We start from the raw sequence: 21966 nt of genomic DNA, 5'->3' as shown, positions 1-21966 counted from the left end.
AAAATCCATCAGAGGCTTTCATACAGGCTTATGACTGCACTTTCAATTCTCCTTCCAAACTCTTTGTTTTGGACTTTTTCCCAGGCATCCGGAAAGGTATTGAGCAGAGTTAAGAGTTCTTCTTCCCTGTACGCAAGGTAAGCTTCCACCCCTCCGAGGCTTTTGGAAATTTGTGTTTTACTCGATGCCTTTTCACTTTCTAAAGATCCCCAGGTCTCTGTTCTCAGGTAAGAGCCAAGCATTTCGGTTGCAACGACTGCATCATGCAGGTCTCCAAGGTGGTCCTGCAAAACTTTGAAATCTTTTATTAAGAGTCCGATTTCTTTCCCGAGTACGCTTTCAAAGAACTCCAAAGTATAACGCAGCCCTTTGGCCGCAATCCTGAGTCTGTGCAACCTTTCAACAGAAACATAGGGTCCTTCCACCCATTCGGAGTAGGCACTTATGTCGGCTAAACGGGCATAGAGGATCGAAGGGAGCACATCTTTTATTCTGTGAGGCAGAGCGTCATGTTTCTCCGTAGTTGTGGGGAGAGCCCAGGTTTCTGGGAACTCCAGAAATTCTGAAAAGTCTTTCTTAAAACGGCTGTATTTTTCACTGTCAAGGTAATCAAGCATATTTTCCCTGGCTTTTTCTCTCTCCTCTGTAAGTGTGATAAAAAGAGGGTCAAGGTCGTGTTCATGCCCTGAAGGCAGGGTTTTCAAATAAGTTTCTGCTTTTTCCCTGAAAACGTCCAGGTCCCGGACTCCTCCGAGAGCTCCAAGTGTTCTCTTGAGTCCTTTAAGGTGAGGTTCCAATTTTTCGGATTCAAGGTATTCATTAAAGACTGTTGTTGCCGCCCTCATCCTGCGGATCGCAACGCGCATGGCATGCAGCTCTTCGATGTCTTCTCCTTTTCGGGTTCCCTTTTCATGGATTAGCATCTGGGATAACTGGTATGTAAAGATCCTGTGAGCAACAAAAGCCATGGAATCTTCCAAGCTGACCGTGAATTTCTGAGTTTCTTTTCTTTTCTTCTTCTCAATTCTTTTTTCAGCTTTACCCTCAACTTTTCCCCGGGGTTTTTCTCCTCTTTTTTCTTCAGCTTCTCCTCCTTTTTCTCTTTGTGTTTTTTCTGAGATTCTTCCCGGGGCTATTTTCAGGGCTCTTTCTGAGCCTTCTGATTCTGGAAGTTCCCTCGCCTGCGTAAACCGTAGTTTGGTGCTGAAGAGATATTCCCAGAGTTCGCTTCTTTTTTCCGCCTTTTTTGCAATTTTTTCTGCATCAGGTCCCAGAAGTTCTATTTCAACTGCTTCATCAAGTTGCCTGAATCTGTAGGGTTGAAATATCTGAGTTACTGTATCGGAAAGGTTTGCAATCCGGAGTAAAGCTGTAAGAATGAGGGCTTTATTCTGAAAAGCCGGAGAAAGACCTGTATTCTTTTCTTCAAAGACTGCAGAAAGCTTTTTTTCACTTATTTCGGGGGCCTGAAGTTCCATGATAAGGGCAAGCATTTGCAGTTCGCTATTTTTCAGGTCTTTAATCGGATGGGTAAGAAGAATTTCTCTGCTCATTATGGCTTCTTCTCCTCTGTATACCGAACTTCCGATACCATGCAAGAGGGCTGCAAGTCCGAGAAGTTCTTTTTCCTTCTTTCCGAGCCCGTGATAAGCAGAAAGCCCGTCAAAAAGGGCGAGAATTCCTGTTCTGATGCCTGCTGACCTTACTTTGTTAACTCCATACAGTTCCATAAGGGCTTCAGGGGTCCATTCCTCGATGCCCATCTCAGTCCAGCCTTTATGAGGTACTCCTCTTCCGGGTTGGAAATGAAATGCCAGGTTTTTTTCTGGAGTTTTTCTTTTATTTACTGTAAAAGGAAAGACTGAAAGCCTTTCTTTTTTAAACCGCGAGAGTAGAGCTTTGATCTCCGGTTCCGGAACTTTAAGTAGAAGCCCGAGTTCTGCAGGACTACAGCCCCTGTCAATTAAAAGAAGAATCTTAGCTTGCTTCCCGTATATGTTTTTGTGACCCGCAAGCTGTGCACAGACAGCTCTTTCTTTCAGGTTCATGAAAGTTTTTTCCGGGAGATTTTCCCTGAAAATATAGGCTCTCTCAAACTTGGAAAAAGGGCTCTCTACAAGGCTGTAATGACTTAGCAGGAAATCCCGGATGATCTCAAGGTCTTTGACAGTCCCCTCGTTTTTAAGTTCCACCTCAAACTCATTGTAGAGTTTTTTCCGGCTTTCGCTTTTGAGGTTTACCCTGTCCAGATAGAGGTCAGCTACATGCTTTTCTTTAAGATTTAACTTGTGAATTAGCCTTTTCTGTTTGAGGGTGATAAGTGGATAAAGGTCAAGTCCTGAGGTAAACTCAAAAATCATGTTTCTGATCCTGAGGTTGGGACATTCAAGCACAGAAAGTCTTTCAGGCAAGAAACTGACATATTCTTCTCTCCAGTGGGTTCCATTTTCAAAACCTCCCAGGCTTTTGATTGTCACCCATTTCCCTTTTTCCCCTGCGGCTTTTCTTATTCTCAGGTAATACCCGGCAGCCATAATGTCTTTGTTTTCGGTATCAAGAAAAGTGTCCTCAATTATCTGGATCTGAGCTTCAGAAATAGTATAAGATGCAAGCCTGGAGAGATTTTCAAGCTCTTTAAAATCTGTCTCTTCCGGGACCAAAAATTTTGACTCAATTTCCATATTAGTTCTTCCCGCCCGCTGTGAATACTGAGTATATATGTGCTTATTCTTCAAATGTGTAGCCAATCTTCAAATATGTACTGTACTCAGGAATCTATGATATTTTTAGTTATTCTCTAAATTCCTTCCTCTTTTTTTCCTTCCTTCATTTTCCCTTTAGCCAGTGATTATCCTTTTTATAAAGTAATTTAAATACTGTCAACAAGGTTAAATCATATGTTTTTTCTTTACCCGGGGATTGGTTGTTATATCACTGGATTACTTTTCTGGATGATTACTCAAACTGCAAAATAGTGGTTCAGAAGTAGGCATTAATCAGTAACAATTCAAAAAAGCTAAAATGTAATAAAACGTATTTATTAAAAATTTAAACAGAGCAATGGATATATTTACCAAAAATTTGACTTATTTATATCAAACCGGGAGTATGATCTTTTAAAACTTCTGTTCAAACTCTGGAACTCATACTCTCTAATTACACTGAATCTCTAATTACACTGAATCTCTAATTACACTGAATCTCTAATTACACTGAGTATTTACTTATGCTGCATTCGATTGAGATCCAGCCATTCACCCATACTTTTACAGCCTTTCACTCAACCAGTAGTATCCAGCAATTGCAAGAGATCCAGTTATAAAAGTCCGGCAGCAAAAAGGATACATTATAAAGGATACATCAAAACAAAGGAGCAAGTTTCCTTGACAGGCAACGATATACTACTCTGGGACGAAACCCTATTTAAGGACCTTTCGGTACTTGAGCCGGATTATCTCCCGGAATATTTCCCCCACAGAGACTCACAGTTAAATGCGCTCAGGTTTGCGCTCAGACCTTCCCTGCGCGGCATGCGGCCTTTAAATTGTTTGCTGGTCGGTCCTCCAGGAACAGGAAAGACCAGTGCGGTTATGAAGGTTTTCAGGGAAGTTGAGGCTCATGCTCCGGGCGTTGTGGCTGTAAAGATTAACTGCCAGATTGATTCCACCCGTTTTGCCGTAATTTCCAGAATTTACAGGCAGCTGTTTGGGATCTCTCCTCCTAATTCCGGGATTGCTTTCCGTAAACTATTTGAAAATGTTGTAAATTTCCTGATTTCTTCGGAAAAAGTTTTGATTGTGGCGCTGGATGACCTTAATTATCTCTGCTGTGAGGGACATGCCAATGAAGTGATGTATTCCCTGCTCAGGGCTCACGAGCAGTACCCCGGAGCAAAGATAGGGGTTATCGGGATCGTAAATGATGCATCTGACCTTTATTGTTTGGACTCAAGAGTCAACTCTGTTTTTCTGCCTGAAGAAATAGCTTCTCCAAGGTATGGGGAGACAGAGATTCTGGACATCCTTAAGGACAGAGTCAAGTACGGATTTTATCCAAAAGTAATTTCTGACGAAGTGCTGGAACTTGTTGTTTCGTATGTGGAAAAAACAGGTGATATGAGGGTCGGAATCGATCTTCTAAAACGTTCGGGTTTCAACGCCGAGCGCAGGGGAAGCCGCATGATCTTATCTGAAGATGTGGAAAAAGCCTACGAGGCTTCTAAACTGCTCCATCTGTGCAGGGGCATAAGCCTCCTCTCGGACTCTGAAAAACAGCTGCTTGAACTGATAGCAAGAGCAGATGATGTTAAGGCAGGGGAACTCTACAAATCCTTCCATGAGCTGACACAGCTCGGATACACTCGTTTTTACGGTATGGTCAACAGGCTTCAGGCTCTTAACTATGTGGACGCTGACTTTACAGGCAAAGGCAAGCGAGGCAGGACAAGGATAATAAAAACAAAGTATGAAGCTGAGGCTATCCTTAGCTGCCTTAAAAAAGCCTGAAAGAGAAAAAATGAACGGAAATTCATATGGCTTTTCCGGTGAGAGGCCGGAAACAGGCTTTCAGGCTTGGAATATTTTTTGATTGAACTTTAAAAAAGGAGCAGTAAAGAAACTGCACCTTTTTTGGAGTCAATCATTTATCGGTTTTACCTTATTTTTAAGGAATTTACATCATTCCTGGGGGCATTCCGCCCATACCGCCCATTCCTTGGGGCATTCCGCCCATTCCTGGGGGCATTCCGCCACCCATTTCTTCTGGGCCAGGGGCTGCACGGGTAGAAGCGATGATGTCGTCGATCCTGAGGATCATGACTGCAGATTCGGTAGCTGCGTTGATGACCTGAGTCTTGACTCTGAGGGGTTCGACTACGAAGTTCTTCCACATGTCAACGACCTTGCCTTCATAGACATCAAGCCCTGCGGTCTTCATGCCTTTCTCGTGCTGGGAGCGAAGTTCCATGAGCATGTCTATTGGGTCGAGACCTGCGTTTTCTGCAAGGGTCCTGGGGATAACTTCGAGAGCTTCGGCGTAGGCTTTAACTGCAAGCTGTTCTCTGCCTTCGAGAGTTGCTGCGTATTCCTGGAGCCTGAGGGCAACCTCAACTTCAGGAGAGCCGCCGCCTGCAACAAGTTTTTCATCTTCGATTGCAACTCCTACTACACGGAGGGCATCTTCAAGAGCGCTGTCGATGCTGTCAACTACGTGCTCTGTGCCGCCGCGCAGGAGGATAGTAACGGCTTTGGGGTTGTTGCAGCCTGTGACAAAGGTCATGTTGTCGCCACCAACTTTCTTCTCTTCCACGAGCCCTGCATATCCGAGGTCTTCGGGGATGACTTCATCCAGGTTGGTGATGAGTTTGCCGCCTGTTGCCCTTGCGAGCTTTTCCATGTCGCTCTTCTTGACCCTGCGGATAGCAAAGATGCCTGCCTTTGCAAGGTAGTGCTGGGCAAGGTCTTCAATGCCCTTCTGGCAGAAGACAACGTTTGCACCGCTGCCGATTACCTTCTGGACAGTCTTCTTGAGCATCTGCTCTTCCTGGTCGAGGAAGGACTGGAGCTGGTCAGGAGAAGTTATTGAGATTTCGGCATCTACTTCAGTGTCTTTGAGTTCGATTGCACTGTTAAGAAGGAGGAGCTTTGCGTCCTTGACTTTCTCAGGCATGTTGGAGTGGATTCTTTCCTTGTCAATGATCATGCCCTGAATAAGTTCGGAATCCTCGACTCTGCCACCTACTTTCTTGATAACGCTGATGTTTTCCCTATCAACTGTCTTTTTACCATTCGTGTCGACAACGCTTGTGACAGCGTCTACGGCGATTTCGGAGAGGAGTCTCTTAGAGGCCTCTGCACCTTTTCCGGTCATGGCGGTTTCAGCGATGCTGACCAGCAGGTCACGGTTAGACATATCCACATTCATTGCCAGGGAATTAAGGACTTCAACAGCTTTTTCGGCTGCCAGCCTGTATCCGGATGCAATGATTGTCGGGTGAATTTCCTGCTCGATTAAGTCCTCGGCTTTTTTTAAGAGCTCACCGGCGACAACAGCTGCACTGGTGGTTCCGTCTCCCACTTCATCGTCTTGGGTCTTGGCTACTTCTACCACCATCTTTGCTGCAGGGTGCTCGATGTCCATCTCTTTGAGAATGGTTGCCCCGTCATTTGTGATGACCACATCACCCATTGAGTCCACGAGCATCTTGTCCATGCCCTTGGGACCAAGGGTTGTTCTGACTGCTTCGGCTACTGCCTTTGCAGCCATGATGTTGTTACTCTGGGCATCTCTGCCTCTGGTTCTCTTACTTCCTTCTTTCAAAATGAATATTGGCTGTCCTGCCACGATTTAAATCCTCCATTAGTGTGAATTTGGAATAGTTCTGTAATTAAAATCGCATTTTACATGTTTGTACTTCTATATAAACTCATCCCATCGATCTCTCTGTAATAAGTATACTTTGGTATTTGCTTTCTTCAAAGAACAGCATGAGATGAACTCGTTTTATACCGGATTTCTTTAACAAAAAAGACCAGATTAAAAAGACTAGATGAAAACTAGTACATAGATTCTAATATAAATCCATAAAATAATTACATTAATCATTCAATAAACTACTTTTTAACTACCTTATGCCCCGTATAAGCCGTCGCCCCAAATTATCATTCACTCAAAAAGATTTAGACTATCTTATCAAGTTCAGCTGCTCTAGAAATCAAGCAGCAAGCATTGTCGAAAAATCTAAAATCATACTTTTATAATCTAAAAGAAAGAGGAATTAATTAGGAATCGATGCAGTAGTAGAAGAAGTCGATGACAGCAAGCGCAAAAAGCGTTTTTCAGCTGGATCATTTTTTCTGAAGAGTTTTGTCTTTGCTCTCGTCCTGATCTTTCTTTTGGTAACCGTTGCAGTTGTTTCTCCGGGTCAGTTTTTATTCATTGTCTCTTAACACATTGTTTCGGGAAGTTTTGAAAGCCCTTCCTCAATTTCCTCGACTTTTTCAAAAGCAATTCCGAGAGGAACTTCAAAATCTTCATATCTGCTGTGTTTTCTTGATCCTTTACACCCGAAAGATAAGCTCATGCCCTTTTCCAGAGCCAGTACGGTACAATCTCCACAGATTGAAGCTGCACCCATTGTGTCCATTACTGTCCTTTTTCCTTCTGAATAAGCATTTGCCTGGACAATTCGCATGGCTTTCTCAGGTTTAAGGAAAAGAATTAACACATCAAAGTTACCCTTATTAAGGGACAGCGGCTCGACCACTACGGAGCAAAATTTTCTCTTTAATCTTGGAAGGGATAGAGCTGCCTTTTCTGCAGCTTGAGTATCCCTGTATCTTCCGGATTTAAGATAATATTCAGCAGGGTTTTCCTCAGAGAGGCCCAGGACGTAGTCCCCGGGAGAGCAGTTCTGCCCGGAAATCCGGAACTTCTCTCCCATACGGGCTTTCTGCACAAGTTCGCAAAAGAGAAAGCCGGATTTTTCAGGAAGCTCTTCACTTCCTTTTCCGGTTACTTTTTTTTTAGGCACTGCTTTCTGGACTGGTACTGTTTCCTGGATTGGTACTGTTTCCTGGATTGGTACTGTTTCCTGGGCTGGTACTGTTTCCTGGGCTGGTACTGTTTCCTGGACTGGTACCGATCCACTGGCTGGTACCACTTCTCGGAATCTTTCTCTTGTGTCCCCCTCTTCTATCTCAAAGGTTACACATACAGGCTCTCCCGTTTCCATCAACCGTCTGAGTTTCGGGTATCCTGAAAACGGCACTCTTTCTATTTGCATACAGCCTATTCCTGTTTTTACTGCTTATCTCACTCGAATTTCGCTTTTACAGAAGTGAAAATCGGGCCTCTTATGTCGATTTTTTTCTTTTTACCTGTGATGTACCGCTGGACAGTAGAGCCTATTTTAATGTTGACTTCAGAGGGAACCTTGACTATTCTTACTCTGACAATATGCTCATCTGCTCCGGACATTGCAGCTTCTTCAATTTCCCGCGCAGTCTGGGCAGCAAAAGCCTCTATAAAACGTATGCTAGCCCTCGCAGAGTGGTTTTCAAAAGCTTTCTGCCATTTCTTGTTATTCGGGATTCCCAGAATGTCTCCCTGATAGGCAACGACCTCATTAAAGGCTGCAGGACCGCAGAGTTTTGTATTCTCTTCTGGCTCGACCACGGAGACTTTTACTTTCCTCCCGCAAATCTCCCCTTCCCAGGCTGGAAATTCACAGGGACTCGGCTCTTCTCCATGCAGTTCGCACTGAGAAACGATGGCATCTGCAATTGCCTGCCCTTCTGGAGTTTCAGGCATTCTGTCTACAAAGACCTGCTTTGCAAGTTCACTGTCGGGCATCTCCCACTCGCTGTACTGCGGAATCTGCGGGTAGGTCAGGGAACGGACATCAGGGGCATCATGCAGGATCATGGCAAGCCTTTCAACCCCAAGCCCGAGGTTCATTACAGGGTATGGAATATCATATTCTGCAAGGGCTGTTGGAGAGTATATACCGAAAGTTGCAACCTCGATCCAGCCGTCAGAGTACTTGGAGTTCGAGCCCACGAGTTTCGGGTGGAAGGCAAAGACCTCTATCTGGGTGTCAGGCACATAGTACTTGCTGCGTTTTTCATCGGGCCTGAAGAGGAACTTTTCAAAGCCGAATTGGGAGAGGAGCCCCTGAGCAACGGCTTTTCCGTGGTCTACGGTTACTTCTTCGTCCATAATAACACAGGAAGCCGAGTAGTAGGTCATAAGCCTGGAAGCGTCTTCTTGCTGTTCCCGCCTGAAACAGCGGTCTATTGAGAAAAAGTGGAATGGAGGTTCTTTTCTCTCAAGGAGGGCGCCCAGGGAAATGAACCAACCGCTTGTCATGTGACTGCGCAGTGTTTTTGTGCTTGCCTGGGGTATAAGCTCTTTGAATTCAGGAAAAACCCTTTCAATCATGTCGGCTACAAGGGCATCTGAAACTCCGAGGGCCGCTGAGATTTCTGGAACCAGGTCATCTCCCTCAACCGTCCCTTTTTTATAAGCGTGCAGGACTTTCCTGATTTTGTCTATTCCTTCGTCTCCTACGTCGCCCAGGATTTCTGTTACCTGTGCAATGCGCTCGTCAGAAATCCCTACATTGGGGCGGGGTAGACCTGCAAGATAGAAACAGCGGTCAAGGACTGCGAGGGCTTCGCTTCCGAACTGTTTGTGCACCTCTTTTTCATCAACTATAAGAGGGTTCATCATCTCTTCAAAACCCATGCGCAGATAGGCTTCCCTCAGTTTCTGGATTGTATCATAAACAGGATGAGCCTTCCCGTAACTCAGGGTGGTCCTCGGGTAGCGCTCATTAAGGGTAGGTGTTCTAACTATTTTTTTACCCTCGTTCCAGGCAAGGTCAAAATTTTCCTTTGCATCCTTTTTTATTTTTTCTGGATCAAATCTCATGGCTATCCTCTTGTAACTGATTATTGGAATTCTGGATCTGTCAGACCCTTACGATTTTATCGTTTATATGCATATGTTGAATGGTTTGGCGGCGCGGTGAAATACACTGGATAATGGGCGTCAGGTAGTTGAGCGCTAAATTGTAATGTAACTACACTGAATAGTAAATGATTTTAGTGGTTATTGTGAAAATTATTTAGTTCTCCTTCTCAGCCTGTAGCTCTGTCAACACTGAAGGAGAGAATCGTCTTACAGTCTGGATTTCAGGCTCTGCATTGCAAGCTCAAGCTTTTTCTGCTGAATTGAGTTTACCACATCGCCGCGTGTTTTTTCTATCAGGGAGCGGGATATATCGGTCTTTCGTCTGAGTCCGCCGGTTATCGCGTCAGGGTAGTCAAAGTCCATAAGGACTGCATGAATATTTTCCATGATCCCTAAAAATACTTCGGCTTTTTCAAAAGAATCTTCCCTGATAAGGTCAAGGACATGCCTTCTGAGCTCTCCCACTACGTCTCCAAGCCCGTTAAGATAGGCGGCGTACTCAATTCTCAGTTCGTCCGGAGATGGAATATTCTGTGTCTTTCCTTCGTCTTTTAAAAGGCTGTAGAGAACTGCAACTTCCGAATATTCTTGCTGGGCATGTTCTACAAATCCGGCGTGGTAAATGTCAGCATGTCCTTCGAACCGGGACTCAAGTTTTTTTAAAGCCTTTCCAGCCGCCTCTATGTTGTTACCTGCTTTTTCAAAATTCTTTCCATGCAGGGCAAAACTTGCTGTCCTGCATTCCCTTACAATTTCCCTTGAAATTTTCAGTCCTTCTTCCCTGATCTTATCTTTAACCTCGAAATTCTCCCTTATCCGGATAGAAATTTCTTCCAGCATTACTTTTGCCCCCCTGTAACATGTTATTCTCCATTTGTTTTATGGCTATAGTCTTAATCTATTGCCTTATTTAGTATATTATTTTATTTAGCCTGTATAAAATGATTCTGAGATTCTTTATATCTTTATCCCTTTTTTTAGCTCTTCTTTCACGCATAAACTCTATGCATTTATTATTCTTTTGAAGTCCTGATCATTGTATGGATTTAAAATTCAGTTCAGAGAAAAAAGATAGAAAATAGATAGAAGTTATAAAAAAGATGAAAAAGGTTTTTACCTCATCGACATCCCTCTTTTTCAAAGTTAATTCTAAAATCAGCTGGAAACGACTATCAAAATTACCAAGTAGCTTCTTTTCAGCTTTTTGTTTAGAATTTTATGAAGTTCGGGATTTTTAACAGAAGCGTTTCAAGAAACGAATCTGGGCGTGTTTTCTTCCCGGGAGCTAAATTCTTTTTTAAGACGCTCTCGGGCAAAATCCTTTTTATACAGGATTAGAAAAATTCTTTTGCTGTCTCTGGCTTTACTCATCTACTGGAATGGTTTCAAGCTGGCTTGAAAGATTCCATATCAGAGTCCTGGTGTGCAGAGGAAGGTTCGGGTCGTTGCTTATATCTTCGAGAATGGAAATGCTTGATGCTGCTCTAAGGAACAGAGGTTCGGATTCTTTGTTCAGGATATCCATGATTTCATTCACAGAACGCCTGATATTTCTTGGAACTGAAGAGTCACTGGTTATGCTGTCAAGGACATGAAGACATTGTCTGATAACTTCTGCTGAATCATTTGATGACATCTGAATCACCTTCGCAGTCAATTATGATTAAAAATTAGAGCTTATAAATTAGTGTAAGACAGGCTTGTTATATAAAATATTATCGGTAATCCATGAGCCTGATTGTGTCGATGTCTTCTCTTTGCGATTCCTGGCACAGACATTTTTCTGCTTTGTGCGTGGTAAAGGTAGTTTCATATAGAGGGAGCTACAGGAAAAATATTATAAAACGCATATGAAATTCTTCGAATAACAGGCACAAAGAAATGAAAGTACTTTTTTTCCTTACCTTTTTTACCTATCAACCTCATCATTCTCTTAGGCAGTAAGGTTGTACTTATTTTGGTTCTTCGAAGCCGTGATAAAACTAACCAGTGAATTGCCATCGAAGGCTCAAATGTGACTTTGATCACGGATGCTAAATTGGCCTTTGAGGCAATTCTACTGCCCAAATTAATTTGGTGATCTAATTTGGTGATCTAAATTGGTTGAAGTCATTAACAAAGCTTGTGGTTTAGACATTCACAAACTCTTTTTCATTGCTACAATCCTCAGTAGATCTGGTGAAAAACAACAACAATATTTCTATAGAACCCCTGACGAAATTTTAGCTTTTAAAAACTGGGTTATATCAGAGAAATGTGACGTTGTTGCCTGTGAATCAACGAGTGACTTTTGGGTTCCGATTTATGATGCGTTGATAAAACATCTACCTGTTATAGTTGGAAATGCCCGAGATATGAAGGCGTTTACACACAAAAAAACAGATAAGATCGATTCCGAATTCATCGCACAACTTGCATTGAATAATATGGTTCAACCATCAAGAGTTTTCCCAAAAAACCATAGAACATTTCGTTCATGTATCCGGCTTCGCCATAACCTTGTACAAAAAAGAACAGATATAAAAAATGAAGCTCACGCCATACTCGCACCTGAAATGTTTAATCTGAAGAATGTGCTAACAGATATTTTTGGTAAGAGTGGTAGAACAATTTTAGCAGGAATTTGTTCAGGTAAAAGCGTTGACCAGATTATTGCAAGCCTTTCCCCAAATGTTCGTAAAAAAAGTGATCAGATAAGGGAAATTCTGGACAGAGAAATCTCTCAGGGTGCTGCATTCAGGCTTCAGATCTGTCTGGATATCATAAAGCATCTTGACAATGAAATAAAAATTTTGGAAAAAGAAATTTTCAATTATGCGTATAGAAATCATAAGCAAGAAATGGAAATTTTGATGTCTGTTCCAGGAATAGGAGAACTTGGAGCGGCAACTCTTATTGCTGAAATAGGTGATTTCAAAGATTTTTCTTCAGGGGATAAGCTTGCTTCATGGCTTGGACTGGTTCCGAATGTGTACCAATCAGCGGATAAATACCACAACGGAAGAATCACTAAGAGAGGATCTAAGGAAGCAAGGTGGATTCTAACACAGATTGCTCAGGCAGCAGCAAGAACGAAAAATAGCAGGTTAAAAGAGTTTTTCAACAGAAAAAAGAAGTCGATTGGGCATTCAAAGGCGATTATTGCCCTGGCAAGAAAAATTGCAACAATCATATGGCATCTGATCACAAACGAGGAGATGTATGAAGATGAAACTGGATATAAAAAGAGGGAAATTCAAAAGAGAAAGATAGTTGAGACTGAGATATTCTCAGTTGATGAAAGGATCAAAATAATGAGTGAAATATATGTAATTGCGAGAAATGACGAAAGAGAGAGTACGTGAGGAAGATCTCCTCATATACTTTCATGCTAAATAAGTGATAAACTGTGCAAAAAGGACGGTTAGGCATATGGATTCTGACAAAGACAAAAAAGTAAAGCGAATAGCCCGTTTCCTGGAACTCGGGGGCACAATGCTCGCCGAACACTGCAAAGTCTGCGGAGCCCCAAAATTTCGTTACCAGGGCACGGTAATCTGTCCTATCTGTGATGTCCGGGAAGAAACGGAAGAAACTCCGGCTCCCGAACCTGTGGCAGAAGTCCAGGCTCCAGAAGCCAGCTCTTCTACTGAGAGAGACAGGTACTCTTTTGAGACCAGAAAGAAAGTACAGGCACGCAGACAGAAAGCAAGGTTAGGGCAAAAAACACCCGATACCAGAGAGGAAGAAGATGAAGTTTCTCAGTTTGCCGAAGAAGAGATTCCTGAGACCCCTTATGAGGCTGAAGAGGTAAGAAAAACGGTTCCTGAAGTTAAGGCCGCCTCTGCAGTTCGGGCAGGAAAAAGAACAGAATCATCCACGGTTTCTACAACTCATGGAGATTGCGAGGTGCTGGAAAACCTTCTCTTTAAAAAGATGGTCAGTATTGCATCTTCTCTTCAGGATGAAAAGAACTCTCGCAGCATTGCTGAGCAGTTCGACCTGGTCGAAAAAGGTATTGGTTTGATAGAGCGGCTGAGGCAGATATAATATCTAATTGCAGGCAGGGAATATCTAATTGCAGGCAGGGAATATCTAATTGCAGGCAGGGAATATCTAATTGCAGGCAGATATAATATCTAATTGCAGGCAGATATAATATCTAATTGCAGGCAGATATAATATCTAATTGCAGGCAGATATAATATCTAATTGCAGGCAGGAAATATCTAATTATAGGCAGGGTTGAAATAGCCAGGGGCAGGGATGGGCGAGCCAGAAATAAGATCAATTCAAGCTAACAATAGGTAGAAATACTGCTAAGAATATGCAGGGTTAAAGATATTTTTCAGACAAAATCTGGAGAAGGCAGTTCTTCTGAAGATTTGCTTGAGGAATCTGGATTTCCCTGTTCCAAAGGATCTGGATTTCCCTGTTCCGTTTCCGCCTTTACTAAGTTTAGTATGCCCCGACTGGCAGGAATTTCCCTGAAAACCCGAAGTTTTTTCTCAGTAAACTCTGGTCTGGAGGTGTAACCTTTTTCTCCCCTGCCTGCGGCAAACTCCAACCAATGTCGATTTTGTTGTCCAGGATATTTTTAAGGCTTTTCTCCCCATCATATACTAGTATTTTAATTTTAATCTCCATATATATCTATTATATATCAAATAGCGATTATTTATTTCATATTTCCTGATCTTTCATTACAGTTTTACACTTTTTGATTACAGGAATCTACTTTTCTGGTTTCAATTTTTACAGAAGATGTTTTTTAAATAAGTGGGCTTCTTCTTCATGTGATGCTGTTTTTAATCTTAACTCCGTTAACTTAAGCAAGGTGATCTGAAAGGAGGTTTTTTCCATAATTATTTATCGTTAAGGATTCCTCCATTTTTTTGAAAATCGGTATTTTGAAACTATCAAATCTATCATGATTTATCGTAAATTTCTTTTAGGAGTGTTTATATTTATGACCATATGAATGTATATTGAGAGGTGATGAAAGCATGCGAGAGATATACAGAGACCTGCTTTCATGTCTGATTACCTTTTTGAGGATGCTTGGAGCGATGATCCTTCTCTTCCCTTTAGGGTGGGTTTTCATCTTTCTTGGTGTACTGCCTGAGCCCAAATGTACAGTTCACAGGCAGCATCTTGAAAAAACACTCTGCAACGTCAAAAGGTATTGATAGGACAGGTTTTTTCTCGCAGGAATTCCTCTGGGGATTCCTCATTAAAAAACGATTTTTTTTCCCGGAGACTACAGGTTGAGTACTGTTATTTCAGGCTTTAGTATGCAGTTTTCCTCAAATGCTGTTGCCAGATATCCTCCTATTATCATAATATATCTTTTTCAGCCTGAATCTTGGGAAAATTTATTTTTTATTCTTTTACATTCTTTTACTTTGTTTTCGTACAATTACCCTTTATATGAACTTTCGAGGATTTCTCTGATTTTGGCTGCTGTTTTTGGTCCTATTAGTTTTACTTTCTTCAGCTCTTCAATATTAGCCCTCATAATAGCTTCTACCGAGCCGAAATGCAAAAGGAGGTTTCTTGCGGCTTTTGGCCCGATATTCGAAATAGAAGAAATAAGGTATTCCTGCTGCTCGGCAAGAGTGCTGGCAGATTTCTTTCCGTGAGGATTGATTTCATTTTTGTTTTCTGTCTGCTCCTTTTTTGCGAGTAGTTTCAAAATAGAAGCTGTTTCTGCCTCATCTCTGGAATTAAGGATGGATACTCCAAAGTCGATTGTAATGGATACAAGTGAACCGTAAATAGCGTTCGGGTTGATCTGCCTGGAAGTAAAAAGATCTTCCCCTTCAATAATCAGGACAGGTTTTTCGTACACTCGCGCAAGGTCAGAGAGCTGGGCAAAAAGGTTGCGTTTTCCGTCGATCAGAGAACTTGCAAAGTCATCCGTGCGCTTTCTTTCTACTGCAAGGCGGTCGCTTACCACGTAGTCTCCGATTTCGAGAGCCGCAAAGCTGAGTTCCATCCCGAGCCTGTCCAGGGTCTTTGCAACTCCGCATTTCGTCTCCCTGTGGTCAATCACTATTCTGAGAGGCTCGGTTTCGGGTTCTTTTCCGGATATTTCCGATTTATTTTCAGATTTCTTTCCGCAAAGAGCTTCGAAGTCTACCAGGGTTTGTTGCCTCTCTTTTGCGTTTTTCCTGAGATTCTCAGAACTGATATTGATGCCGTTCTCGTCTTCATCCTCGTTTTCCATTTCGATTTCTTCTATTTTCAACTTTGAGTCTGAAGTACAGGATCGGCTTTCGAAATCCGAAAGTTCTGCACTCTTCTTTGAAGCTTTTGGGGTAAAGATGGTTTCAAGCCCATGCATGCTGTTAAGCATCCTTTTTTCCTTATTTTTGCTGCTCCAGTAATAGGCTTCGTCCCGCGTGCCTTTTGTCACAAGCACAATTACTCTACCTTTTTGCTGCCTGCCGGTCCTGCCCTTGCGCTGGATGCTGCGGATTTCCGAGGGGATGGGTTCGTAAAATAAAACCATGTCCGTGGAAGGGATATCAAGCCCTTCTTCAGCAACTGAAGTGGCTACAAGGGCATTGTATTCCCCTGCCCTGAATTTTTCGAGGATTTCCACCTGCTGCTTTTGCGTAAGTCCTTTGTCTTTATGACGCGAACCCTGCCCCACAAAACGAATAGGGACAATTCCCGGAGCCTTAGAAAGGGCATTTGCTACTATTTCGGCAGTGTCCCTGTAGTTGGTAAACACAATTACCCGGGAATCGGGGTTTTCTTCCAGCTGTTCGGATACGATCTTCCGTGAAAGCTCGAGTTTAGGATGTTCTACATCACATTCCTTTACCCTGTACAGGGCTTTTCTCATGTAAAGATCATCCATGAGCCGTTTTGCAGCTTTGCTCGCACTGCTGGAAGAGGCTTCAGCCTCCAATTTCTCCAGGTATTTTCTTAGAGTCTCAAGCCCCTGTGTCTCCACCATTTCCACAGCGTGGTTCACCTTCATCATCTCCGCGACCACAGACATGGCAGAGAATATTGCAGGGTCTCCCCCTATACGGATTTCACCCTGAAGTTGTTTCTGGAGAAGCAGGAGGTCTTTTTTGGAGATGTATTTTCCACTGCCTGCAGAAAAGCCCAGCTCTCTTATGGTTTTCAGCCGATCATCGAAGATCTTTTCAAGATAGCCCCGAATTTCAGCCATTTCGGCAGGAAGCAGAACTTGGAGCCATTCTATTTCTTTTTCCTGCACATAAGGGCGAACATCTCTGTCTTTCTCGGTTTTCACAGCTACGTTTTCAACATGTAAAGCCTGGCAAACCTCTGCGATTTTCTCGTCCGAGCTGCCCGGACTTGCAGTAATTCCGAGCACATGGGGATTTTTTGCGCTCTCAAAGTACTTTTCCGCAATAAAGGTATAAGCATAATTTCCGACTGCCCTGTGGGCTTCATCAAAGGTGATGTGGCTTACATCTTCAAGGCTGATCCGTTTCGTAAGAAGGTCGTTTTCAATCACCTGGGGGGTAGATACTATCAGCTTCCCCCGTGCCCAGAGCTTTTCCCGCTCAGCAGGGGCAATGCTGCCTGTAAAAGCCAGAATCTCTTCTTCGGGAAGGGTCATCACCTTTTTAAAAAAGGCGGCATGCTGGTCTACAAGAGGTTTTGTAGGAGAAAGGATCAGGGCTTTTCCCCCGAAACGCTGGAGCCTGGAAACAATTACAAAAAGAGCTATAATGGTTTTTCCAAGCCCTGTGGGGAGTACAACCAGGCTTGATCCCTCCAGGGCTTTTCCTGCAAGGTTAAGCTGGTAAAGCCTCTGCTCAACTGTTTCGGGCTTTATCAATGGATGTTTCATACATGCCTGTTTATCAGGAAAAAGACTTTCGGTCATTTTGCTTCAGATTTATTTTATTTCAGGATTATTTTATTTCAGGATTATTTTATTTCAGGATTATTTTATTTCAGGATTATTTTATTTCAGGATTATTTTATTTCAGGATTATTTTATTTCAGGTAAATCTTTTTTCAGCCTATTCCGTTTCAAGGTTATTTTGTTTCAAAGCTCTAATTCAATTCTAAAAAAGTAATATTAATCTGTAATAAAAAATAAAAGTTTTGCTGCAGGATTTTTAACCCGCAGCTCAGGAATTGCAGTATCCTTTATTTTAAAAGTTAAAGGGCTTGCCTGCGGATTCGAAGCTTCTGCCTCTGTAGATCAATTCGTATAGCACGTTTTCGATCCCTTCGATAGGAGCCCGGACCTGGCGCATGGCGTCTCTGTCCCTGATTGTAACGGTCCCATCTTCAAGGGTGTCGTAGTCCACGGTAACTGAGTAAGGAGTTCCGATTTCGTCGTTTCTCCTGTAGCGGCGCCCGATGGTCCCGGAGTCATCGTAATTGACAAGCAGGTTCTTTTCCCTGAGTTTTGCAACAATTTCCTTTGCCGGGTCTGCAAGCTCTTTACGGGTCAGGAGGGGAAGGACTGCAACCTGTACAGGAGCGACTGCACTTGAGAAATGCATCACAAGGCGGGTTTCCTCTTCGCCTTCTCCTTCACCCTTTGCTGTTTCGGGTTCTTTTTCTATCTTTTCTGTCTCTTTTGCTTCTCCTGTGCCTTTAAGTCTGGATTCGGCTGCCTTCTGGGCAACGTTTTCTTCGTCAAAGGCATGTTCCATTACGCCGTAGAAGATCCTGTCTATACCGTAGGAAGGTTCAATAACGTGAGGAATGACATTTTCTCCGCTGACTTTTACGGTTTCTTCAGCAAAGTCCACCACATCGGAGCTGATTGTCAATTCTTCCCCATCTACGGTGACTTTGATTTGATCTTTTGAGAGCGAGAGCTCTGCTTCAGAAAGCTGTTTTAAGGCATCTGAAACGGCTTTTGCTTTGCCCTTGAAGAGAGGGCCGAGTTTGCCCATATTTGGCTTCACGACAAAGCGGGTAACCATTTTAGGCTCGTCGTATTCCACATAAACGTAAAGCTCGGTCTTGCTGACTCTTGTATGGGCTTTGAGGTCATAGTCCGTCCTGTCGGCAATTCCCACAATCTCCACCCATCCAAAGCGGTCCGTTTCGATTTCGGCGTCCCAGCAGTCGATTGCATAATGCGCCATCTCGTCTTTCAGGTGCTGCCTGAACCTGAGCCTTGCAGGGTCGATACCTACCTTTGTCAGGAACTCGTTTGTGAGTGCGATGTTGTAGCCGAGAACCTCATGAGCAATGACTCCAGCCTTTACAGCCTCTCGCACGGTCATTCTGAAAGATTCACCCTGCTGCTGTGCCTCCTGCGAATAAAGCATAAGTTCCCTGTCCGCAAAACGGTCGAAGTTGGGGTGTTTCTTGTTCCTGGGGTCAACAAAGATCTCACACTCAGCCTGCGTGAATTCCCTGAGCCTTATTACGCCCTGCCTTGGTGCGATCTCGTTCCTGTAGGACTTGCCGATCTGTACTGCCCCAAAAGGCAGTTTATCCCTGTAAAAGCGGGACAGCCTCTGAAAGTCCACAAACATCCCCTGCGCCGTTTCCGGCCTGAGGTAACCCTGTCTTCCAGTCCCGGGCCCGATTGTGGTCTTGAACATCAGGTTAAACTCATATGCGTCGTTGAATTCTCCACCGCATTCAGGACAGGTGATCCCCTTTTCTTTTATGACCTCTGTGAGCTGTTCTGCACTCAGGGTTCCTGCCGCATCCGTGACGTTTTCCACCAGATGGTCCGCCCGGAAAGCTTCTCCACACTTTTTGCACTCGCAGAGAGGGTCCGAAAAACCTCCGACATGTCCGGATGCAACAAAAACGTCCTCAATCCCTATTGTCGGGCACTCGATTTCCATATGCCCTTCCTGAATGACGTAAAACTCTCTCCAGATCTGCTCAATCCGCCTCTTTAACGTGCTCCCGAGCGGCCCGTAATCATAAAACCCACGGCTTCCGCCATACAGCTCAAAGGAGTTCCACAAAAAGCCGCGGCGTTTTGCCAGCTCGAATACCTTCTCGTACTTGTCCATTTTATAATCCTCGTGAAATTGATTGGGGGATACAGGGTAATTGTAAATTCTTAATTTGTCCGAAATATTAGATGGATAAAGGAAATCATTATATTAAATTTGCACTGCTCTGGGGCGGGTTGAGGGTGTGAAGGGGATTGTGGAGAAAGTTCGAGAATAATAATATCTCTGGAAAATCAAACTGAAAGTTTTGATAAATTCTTATTGAGATCATTTCACAAAATTTAATATGTACAATATCAAAAGACATTCTGATGAGGTTCTGAAAGTTATTTTTTTTGGGCTATTTTTTCATTTTTAGTGCTTACTTCCATGTCAATGGTCAGTCTGGCAGCCGAATATAGTAGAGAAGTTCAGGCTAGTGAAATCTTAAAACAAATTGAAAATGGAGATGATGTAAATCTTACAGACTGTCGAATAATTGGAGAACTCGATTTAAGTGAAATAGAACTTCAAACTGTTCCAAATCCAAGGTATAATGAATCATTGGAATTTGGAGCCTTTAATGAGGAAAAATGGAGATATTATGGAGGAAATAAAGATTTAAAGGTTGTTGAGAGTAATATTAAAATTCATAATTCAATATTTGAGAATGATCTTGATTTTTCAAATGCACTATTTAAAAAGTCCTTCTTTTTTGTTGACGTAAATTGCTCTTCTACAGCTAATTGTATAAGTACAAATTTTAGTGATTCTGCCACCTTCGTGGGTGCTACTTTTGGCGATTCTGCCACCTTCGTGGGTGCTACTTTTGGCGATTCTGCCTTCTTCGATGAAGCTACTTTTACCGACACTGTCGATTTTTTAGGTACTCAGTTCAAAGAAGTTACATTAAATAATACTGATTTCGAAGAAATGCGGGTTAGTTGGGATTCCTTAGAAAATTCACTTGTTTTTGATGGATTAACTTATGTTAAATTAGTTCGCAATTTTAGGAATCTTGAACAATTTGGTGATGCAGATGCTGCTTATTTCCAATATCGAAAACACCGTCAAGCGGAAAAGCCGTGGATTTTGTTCCAAACAGAATGGCCATGGATTTCGTTCCCAAAATGGGGGGATATTTTTATGCGGCTTACTTGCGGATATGGTGTGAAACCTTTTCGTGCATTTGGTTTAGGTGGTGGAATAGTTCTATTATTTTCTCTGCTTTACTGGGGGGGAAATGGGATTTCTCGATTAAAAGAAGAGAAGGATAATATGACGGAAAATAATGAAGGTGAAATTCAAAAAACAACTTTTTCTGATGCCTTTTATTTCAGCATGGTTACTTTTGCTACAATTGGGTATGGAGATTGGTATCCGATTGAAGGATTTTTGGGCTGGTTGACTCTAGGTTTGTTTTTGGTAACTTTAATGAATGTGACTATCAGGCCCTAATTCAGGAAGTTCAGATAATTTTAAGCAAACAGACATCAAAGAATGATCAATGCAAAACCTTAACTCCAAACTCGAACTCACAACAAAATCCTTAATCTCTTTCCACGAATTCCTCTCCGAACCTTACTCTCCAATCATCCGCGATGCCACTCTGCTCAGGTTCCAGTGCAGCGTCGAAATCTTCTGGTAGCTCCTGAAAGACTATCTCTGTGTCCATGAGGGATTTGTCTGCGAGTCGTTTAGGTACATTTTGAGTTGGACTTGAAAATTGTCTGTGACTAACATTAAATTCAAGTATTGAAAACCCTTAAATGAATACTAGATGAGCAATCTTTCCCCTATCTATCAAAAAAGCATTAAGGATCTGAAATTCCTTGTTTTTGAAACTTTAAAAGAAGAAAATGTTATTGTCGTACTTTTCGGTTCCAGGGCAAGGGGGGATTTTAGTCGGGTCTCTGATATAGACATTGGGATCATTCCCGGGAAACATTTTGACCGGAGAAAATTGGTTTTCTTAAAAGAAAGAATTGAGGACCTTAATATTCCATATACAGTTGATGTTGTAGATCTTTCCCGGGTTTCGGAAGTTTTTAAAAACAAAGCGCTAAGAGAAGGGGTCGTATGGACACGTTAAAGCTCAGGATCGAATACGCCAAAAAAGCACTCAGAACTTTAAAAGCTATCACAGAAGAACCTTTTTCAGTAATAGTTAGGGATGCGGCTATCCAGAGGTTTGAATATACTTCTGAGGTCTTCTGGAAAGTCGTTAAGGGCTACCTTGATATTCAAGAAGGAATCATCTGCAACTCTCCCAAGTCCTGTTTCAAGGAAGCTTTCAAGGTTGGTCTTCTTTCTGAAGAGGAAACCGTAAAAATTCTTGAAATGGTGGATGACAGAAATCTCACATCTCACACTTACCATGAGGACGTCGCGGAAGAAATCTATCGCAAAATAAAGGATTACTGGAAACTTATGGATGAGGTTTGCAGGCGGGTTGTTGAAAAAATAGAGCTGGACTTTCCGGGGAGCCCGGCAGAAAAATAAAAATAAAGTTGTAAAAATCCGGTTGGGATTTGTTTTTTGATTCTTTGAATGGGGATGATTTCTCTGTTTTTTGTTTTTTCAGGGGTTTTGCGCTCTG

17 protein-coding genes are annotated in these 21966 nt (G+C 42.7%); 8 read left to right on the top strand and 9 right to left on the bottom strand.

Annotation, left to right across the window (positions count from 1 at the left end):
* Window positions 1-8: 8 nt before the first annotated feature.
* Window positions 9-2681 carry a CHAD domain-containing protein gene (locus MSWHS_RS17885; RefSeq protein ID WP_048130063.1) on the bottom strand — a complete coding sequence of 891 codons (2673 nt, stop codon included), beginning with the start codon at window positions 2679-2681 and terminating at the stop codon, window positions 9-11.
* Between the two features lie 702 nt (window positions 2682-3383).
* Here MSWHS_RS17885 and MSWHS_RS17880 point away from each other — a divergent pair.
* Entirely contained in the window at window positions 3384-4505 is a 1122-nt protein-coding gene (locus MSWHS_RS17880) for an ORC1-type DNA replication protein (RefSeq protein WP_048130062.1), read from the top strand.
* Window positions 4506-4671: 166 nt separating this feature from the next.
* On the opposite strand, the gene thsB is transcribed toward MSWHS_RS17880, so the two are convergent.
* The 5 genes from thsB to MSWHS_RS17855 form a co-directional block, all read right to left on the bottom strand.
* Complete coding sequence (thsB, locus tag MSWHS_RS17875) at window positions 4672-6342, bottom strand: thermosome subunit beta (protein WP_048130061.1); 1671 nt, start codon at window positions 6340-6342, stop codon at window positions 4672-4674.
* 601 nt (window positions 6343-6943) lie between these two features.
* Window positions 6944-7783: a DUF169 domain-containing protein gene (locus MSWHS_RS17870; RefSeq protein ID WP_048159500.1), complete on the bottom strand. Its 840-nt coding sequence runs from the start codon at window positions 7781-7783 to the stop codon at window positions 6944-6946.
* Between the two features lie 29 nt (window positions 7784-7812).
* On the bottom strand, window positions 7813-9432 hold the full coding sequence (gene sepS, locus MSWHS_RS17865; RefSeq protein WP_048130059.1) for an O-phosphoserine--tRNA ligase: 1620 nt from the start codon (window positions 9430-9432) through the stop codon (window positions 7813-7815).
* 249 nt (window positions 9433-9681) lie between these two features.
* Window positions 9682-10314, bottom strand: a complete 633-nt coding sequence (locus MSWHS_RS17860; protein ID WP_048130058.1) for a haloacid dehalogenase — start codon at window positions 10312-10314, stop codon at window positions 9682-9684.
* A 523-nt stretch (window positions 10315-10837) separates the two neighbouring features.
* Window positions 10838-11110 (bottom strand): UPF0147 family protein, encoded by a 273-nt coding sequence (locus MSWHS_RS17855; protein ID WP_048130057.1) that lies wholly within the window; start codon window positions 11108-11110, stop codon window positions 10838-10840.
* Window positions 11111-11573: 463 nt separating this feature from the next.
* On the opposite strand from MSWHS_RS17855, the gene MSWHS_RS17850 reads away from it, so the two are divergent.
* Window positions 11574-12818: an IS110 family transposase gene (locus MSWHS_RS17850; protein WP_048158748.1), complete on the top strand. Its 1245-nt coding sequence runs from the start codon at window positions 11574-11576 to the stop codon at window positions 12816-12818.
* A 67-nt stretch (window positions 12819-12885) separates the two neighbouring features.
* Window positions 12886-13503 carry an Sjogren's syndrome/scleroderma autoantigen 1 family protein gene (locus MSWHS_RS17845; protein ID WP_048130742.1) on the top strand — a complete coding sequence of 206 codons (618 nt, stop codon included), beginning with the start codon at window positions 12886-12888 and terminating at the stop codon, window positions 13501-13503.
* Window positions 13504-13911: 408 nt separating this feature from the next.
* Here the strand turns inward: MSWHS_RS17845 and MSWHS_RS20765 are convergent, their stop codons facing one another.
* Window positions 13912-14100 (bottom strand): hypothetical protein, encoded by a 189-nt coding sequence (locus tag MSWHS_RS20765; RefSeq protein WP_156148228.1) that lies wholly within the window; start codon window positions 14098-14100, stop codon window positions 13912-13914.
* A gap of 359 nt (window positions 14101-14459) precedes the next feature.
* On the opposite strand from MSWHS_RS20765, the gene MSWHS_RS17835 reads away from it, so the two are divergent.
* Window positions 14460-14642, top strand: a complete 183-nt coding sequence (locus tag MSWHS_RS17835) for a hypothetical protein (protein WP_156148227.1) — start codon at window positions 14460-14462, stop codon at window positions 14640-14642.
* Window positions 14643-14872: 230 nt separating this feature from the next.
* Here MSWHS_RS17835 and MSWHS_RS17830 read toward each other — a convergent pair whose 3' ends face one another.
* Together MSWHS_RS17830 and glyS are read right to left on the bottom strand one after the other, a co-directional pair.
* Complete coding sequence (locus MSWHS_RS17830) at window positions 14873-17329, bottom strand: DEAD/DEAH box helicase (RefSeq protein ID WP_048130055.1); 2457 nt, start codon at window positions 17327-17329, stop codon at window positions 14873-14875.
* Window positions 17330-17603: 274 nt separating this feature from the next.
* Complete coding sequence (gene glyS, locus MSWHS_RS17825; protein WP_048159498.1) at window positions 17604-19445, bottom strand: glycine--tRNA ligase; 1842 nt, start codon at window positions 19443-19445, stop codon at window positions 17604-17606.
* 312 nt (window positions 19446-19757) lie between these two features.
* Between glyS and MSWHS_RS17820 the strand changes: the two genes are divergently transcribed.
* The 4 genes from MSWHS_RS17820 (at window position 19758) to MSWHS_RS17810 (ending at window position 21869) form a co-directional block, all read left to right on the top strand.
* Window positions 19758-20825: a potassium channel family protein gene (locus tag MSWHS_RS17820; RefSeq protein WP_156151257.1), complete on the top strand. Its 1068-nt coding sequence runs from the start codon at window positions 19758-19760 to the stop codon at window positions 20823-20825.
* A gap of 49 nt (window positions 20826-20874) precedes the next feature.
* Complete coding sequence (locus tag MSWHS_RS20760) at window positions 20875-21015, top strand: hypothetical protein (protein ID WP_156151256.1); 141 nt, start codon at window positions 20875-20877, stop codon at window positions 21013-21015.
* Between the two features lie 132 nt (window positions 21016-21147).
* Window positions 21148-21459 carry a nucleotidyltransferase family protein gene (locus MSWHS_RS17815; RefSeq protein ID WP_048130051.1) on the top strand — a complete coding sequence of 104 codons (312 nt, stop codon included), beginning with the start codon at window positions 21148-21150 and terminating at the stop codon, window positions 21457-21459.
* Complete coding sequence (locus MSWHS_RS17810; protein ID WP_048130050.1) at window positions 21447-21869, top strand: HI0074 family nucleotidyltransferase substrate-binding subunit; 423 nt, start codon at window positions 21447-21449, stop codon at window positions 21867-21869. Before MSWHS_RS17815 ends, MSWHS_RS17810 begins: the two co-directional genes overlap by 13 nt.
* Window positions 21870-21966: the final 97 nt, after the last annotated feature.

The organism is Methanosarcina sp. WWM596 (genome assembly GCF_000969965.1).
Lineage (GTDB): Archaea > Halobacteriota > Methanosarcinia > Methanosarcinales > Methanosarcinaceae > Methanosarcina.
Note: the sequence above shows the minus strand (reverse complement) of the source record. Positions and strands in the feature narration are given on the sequence as shown.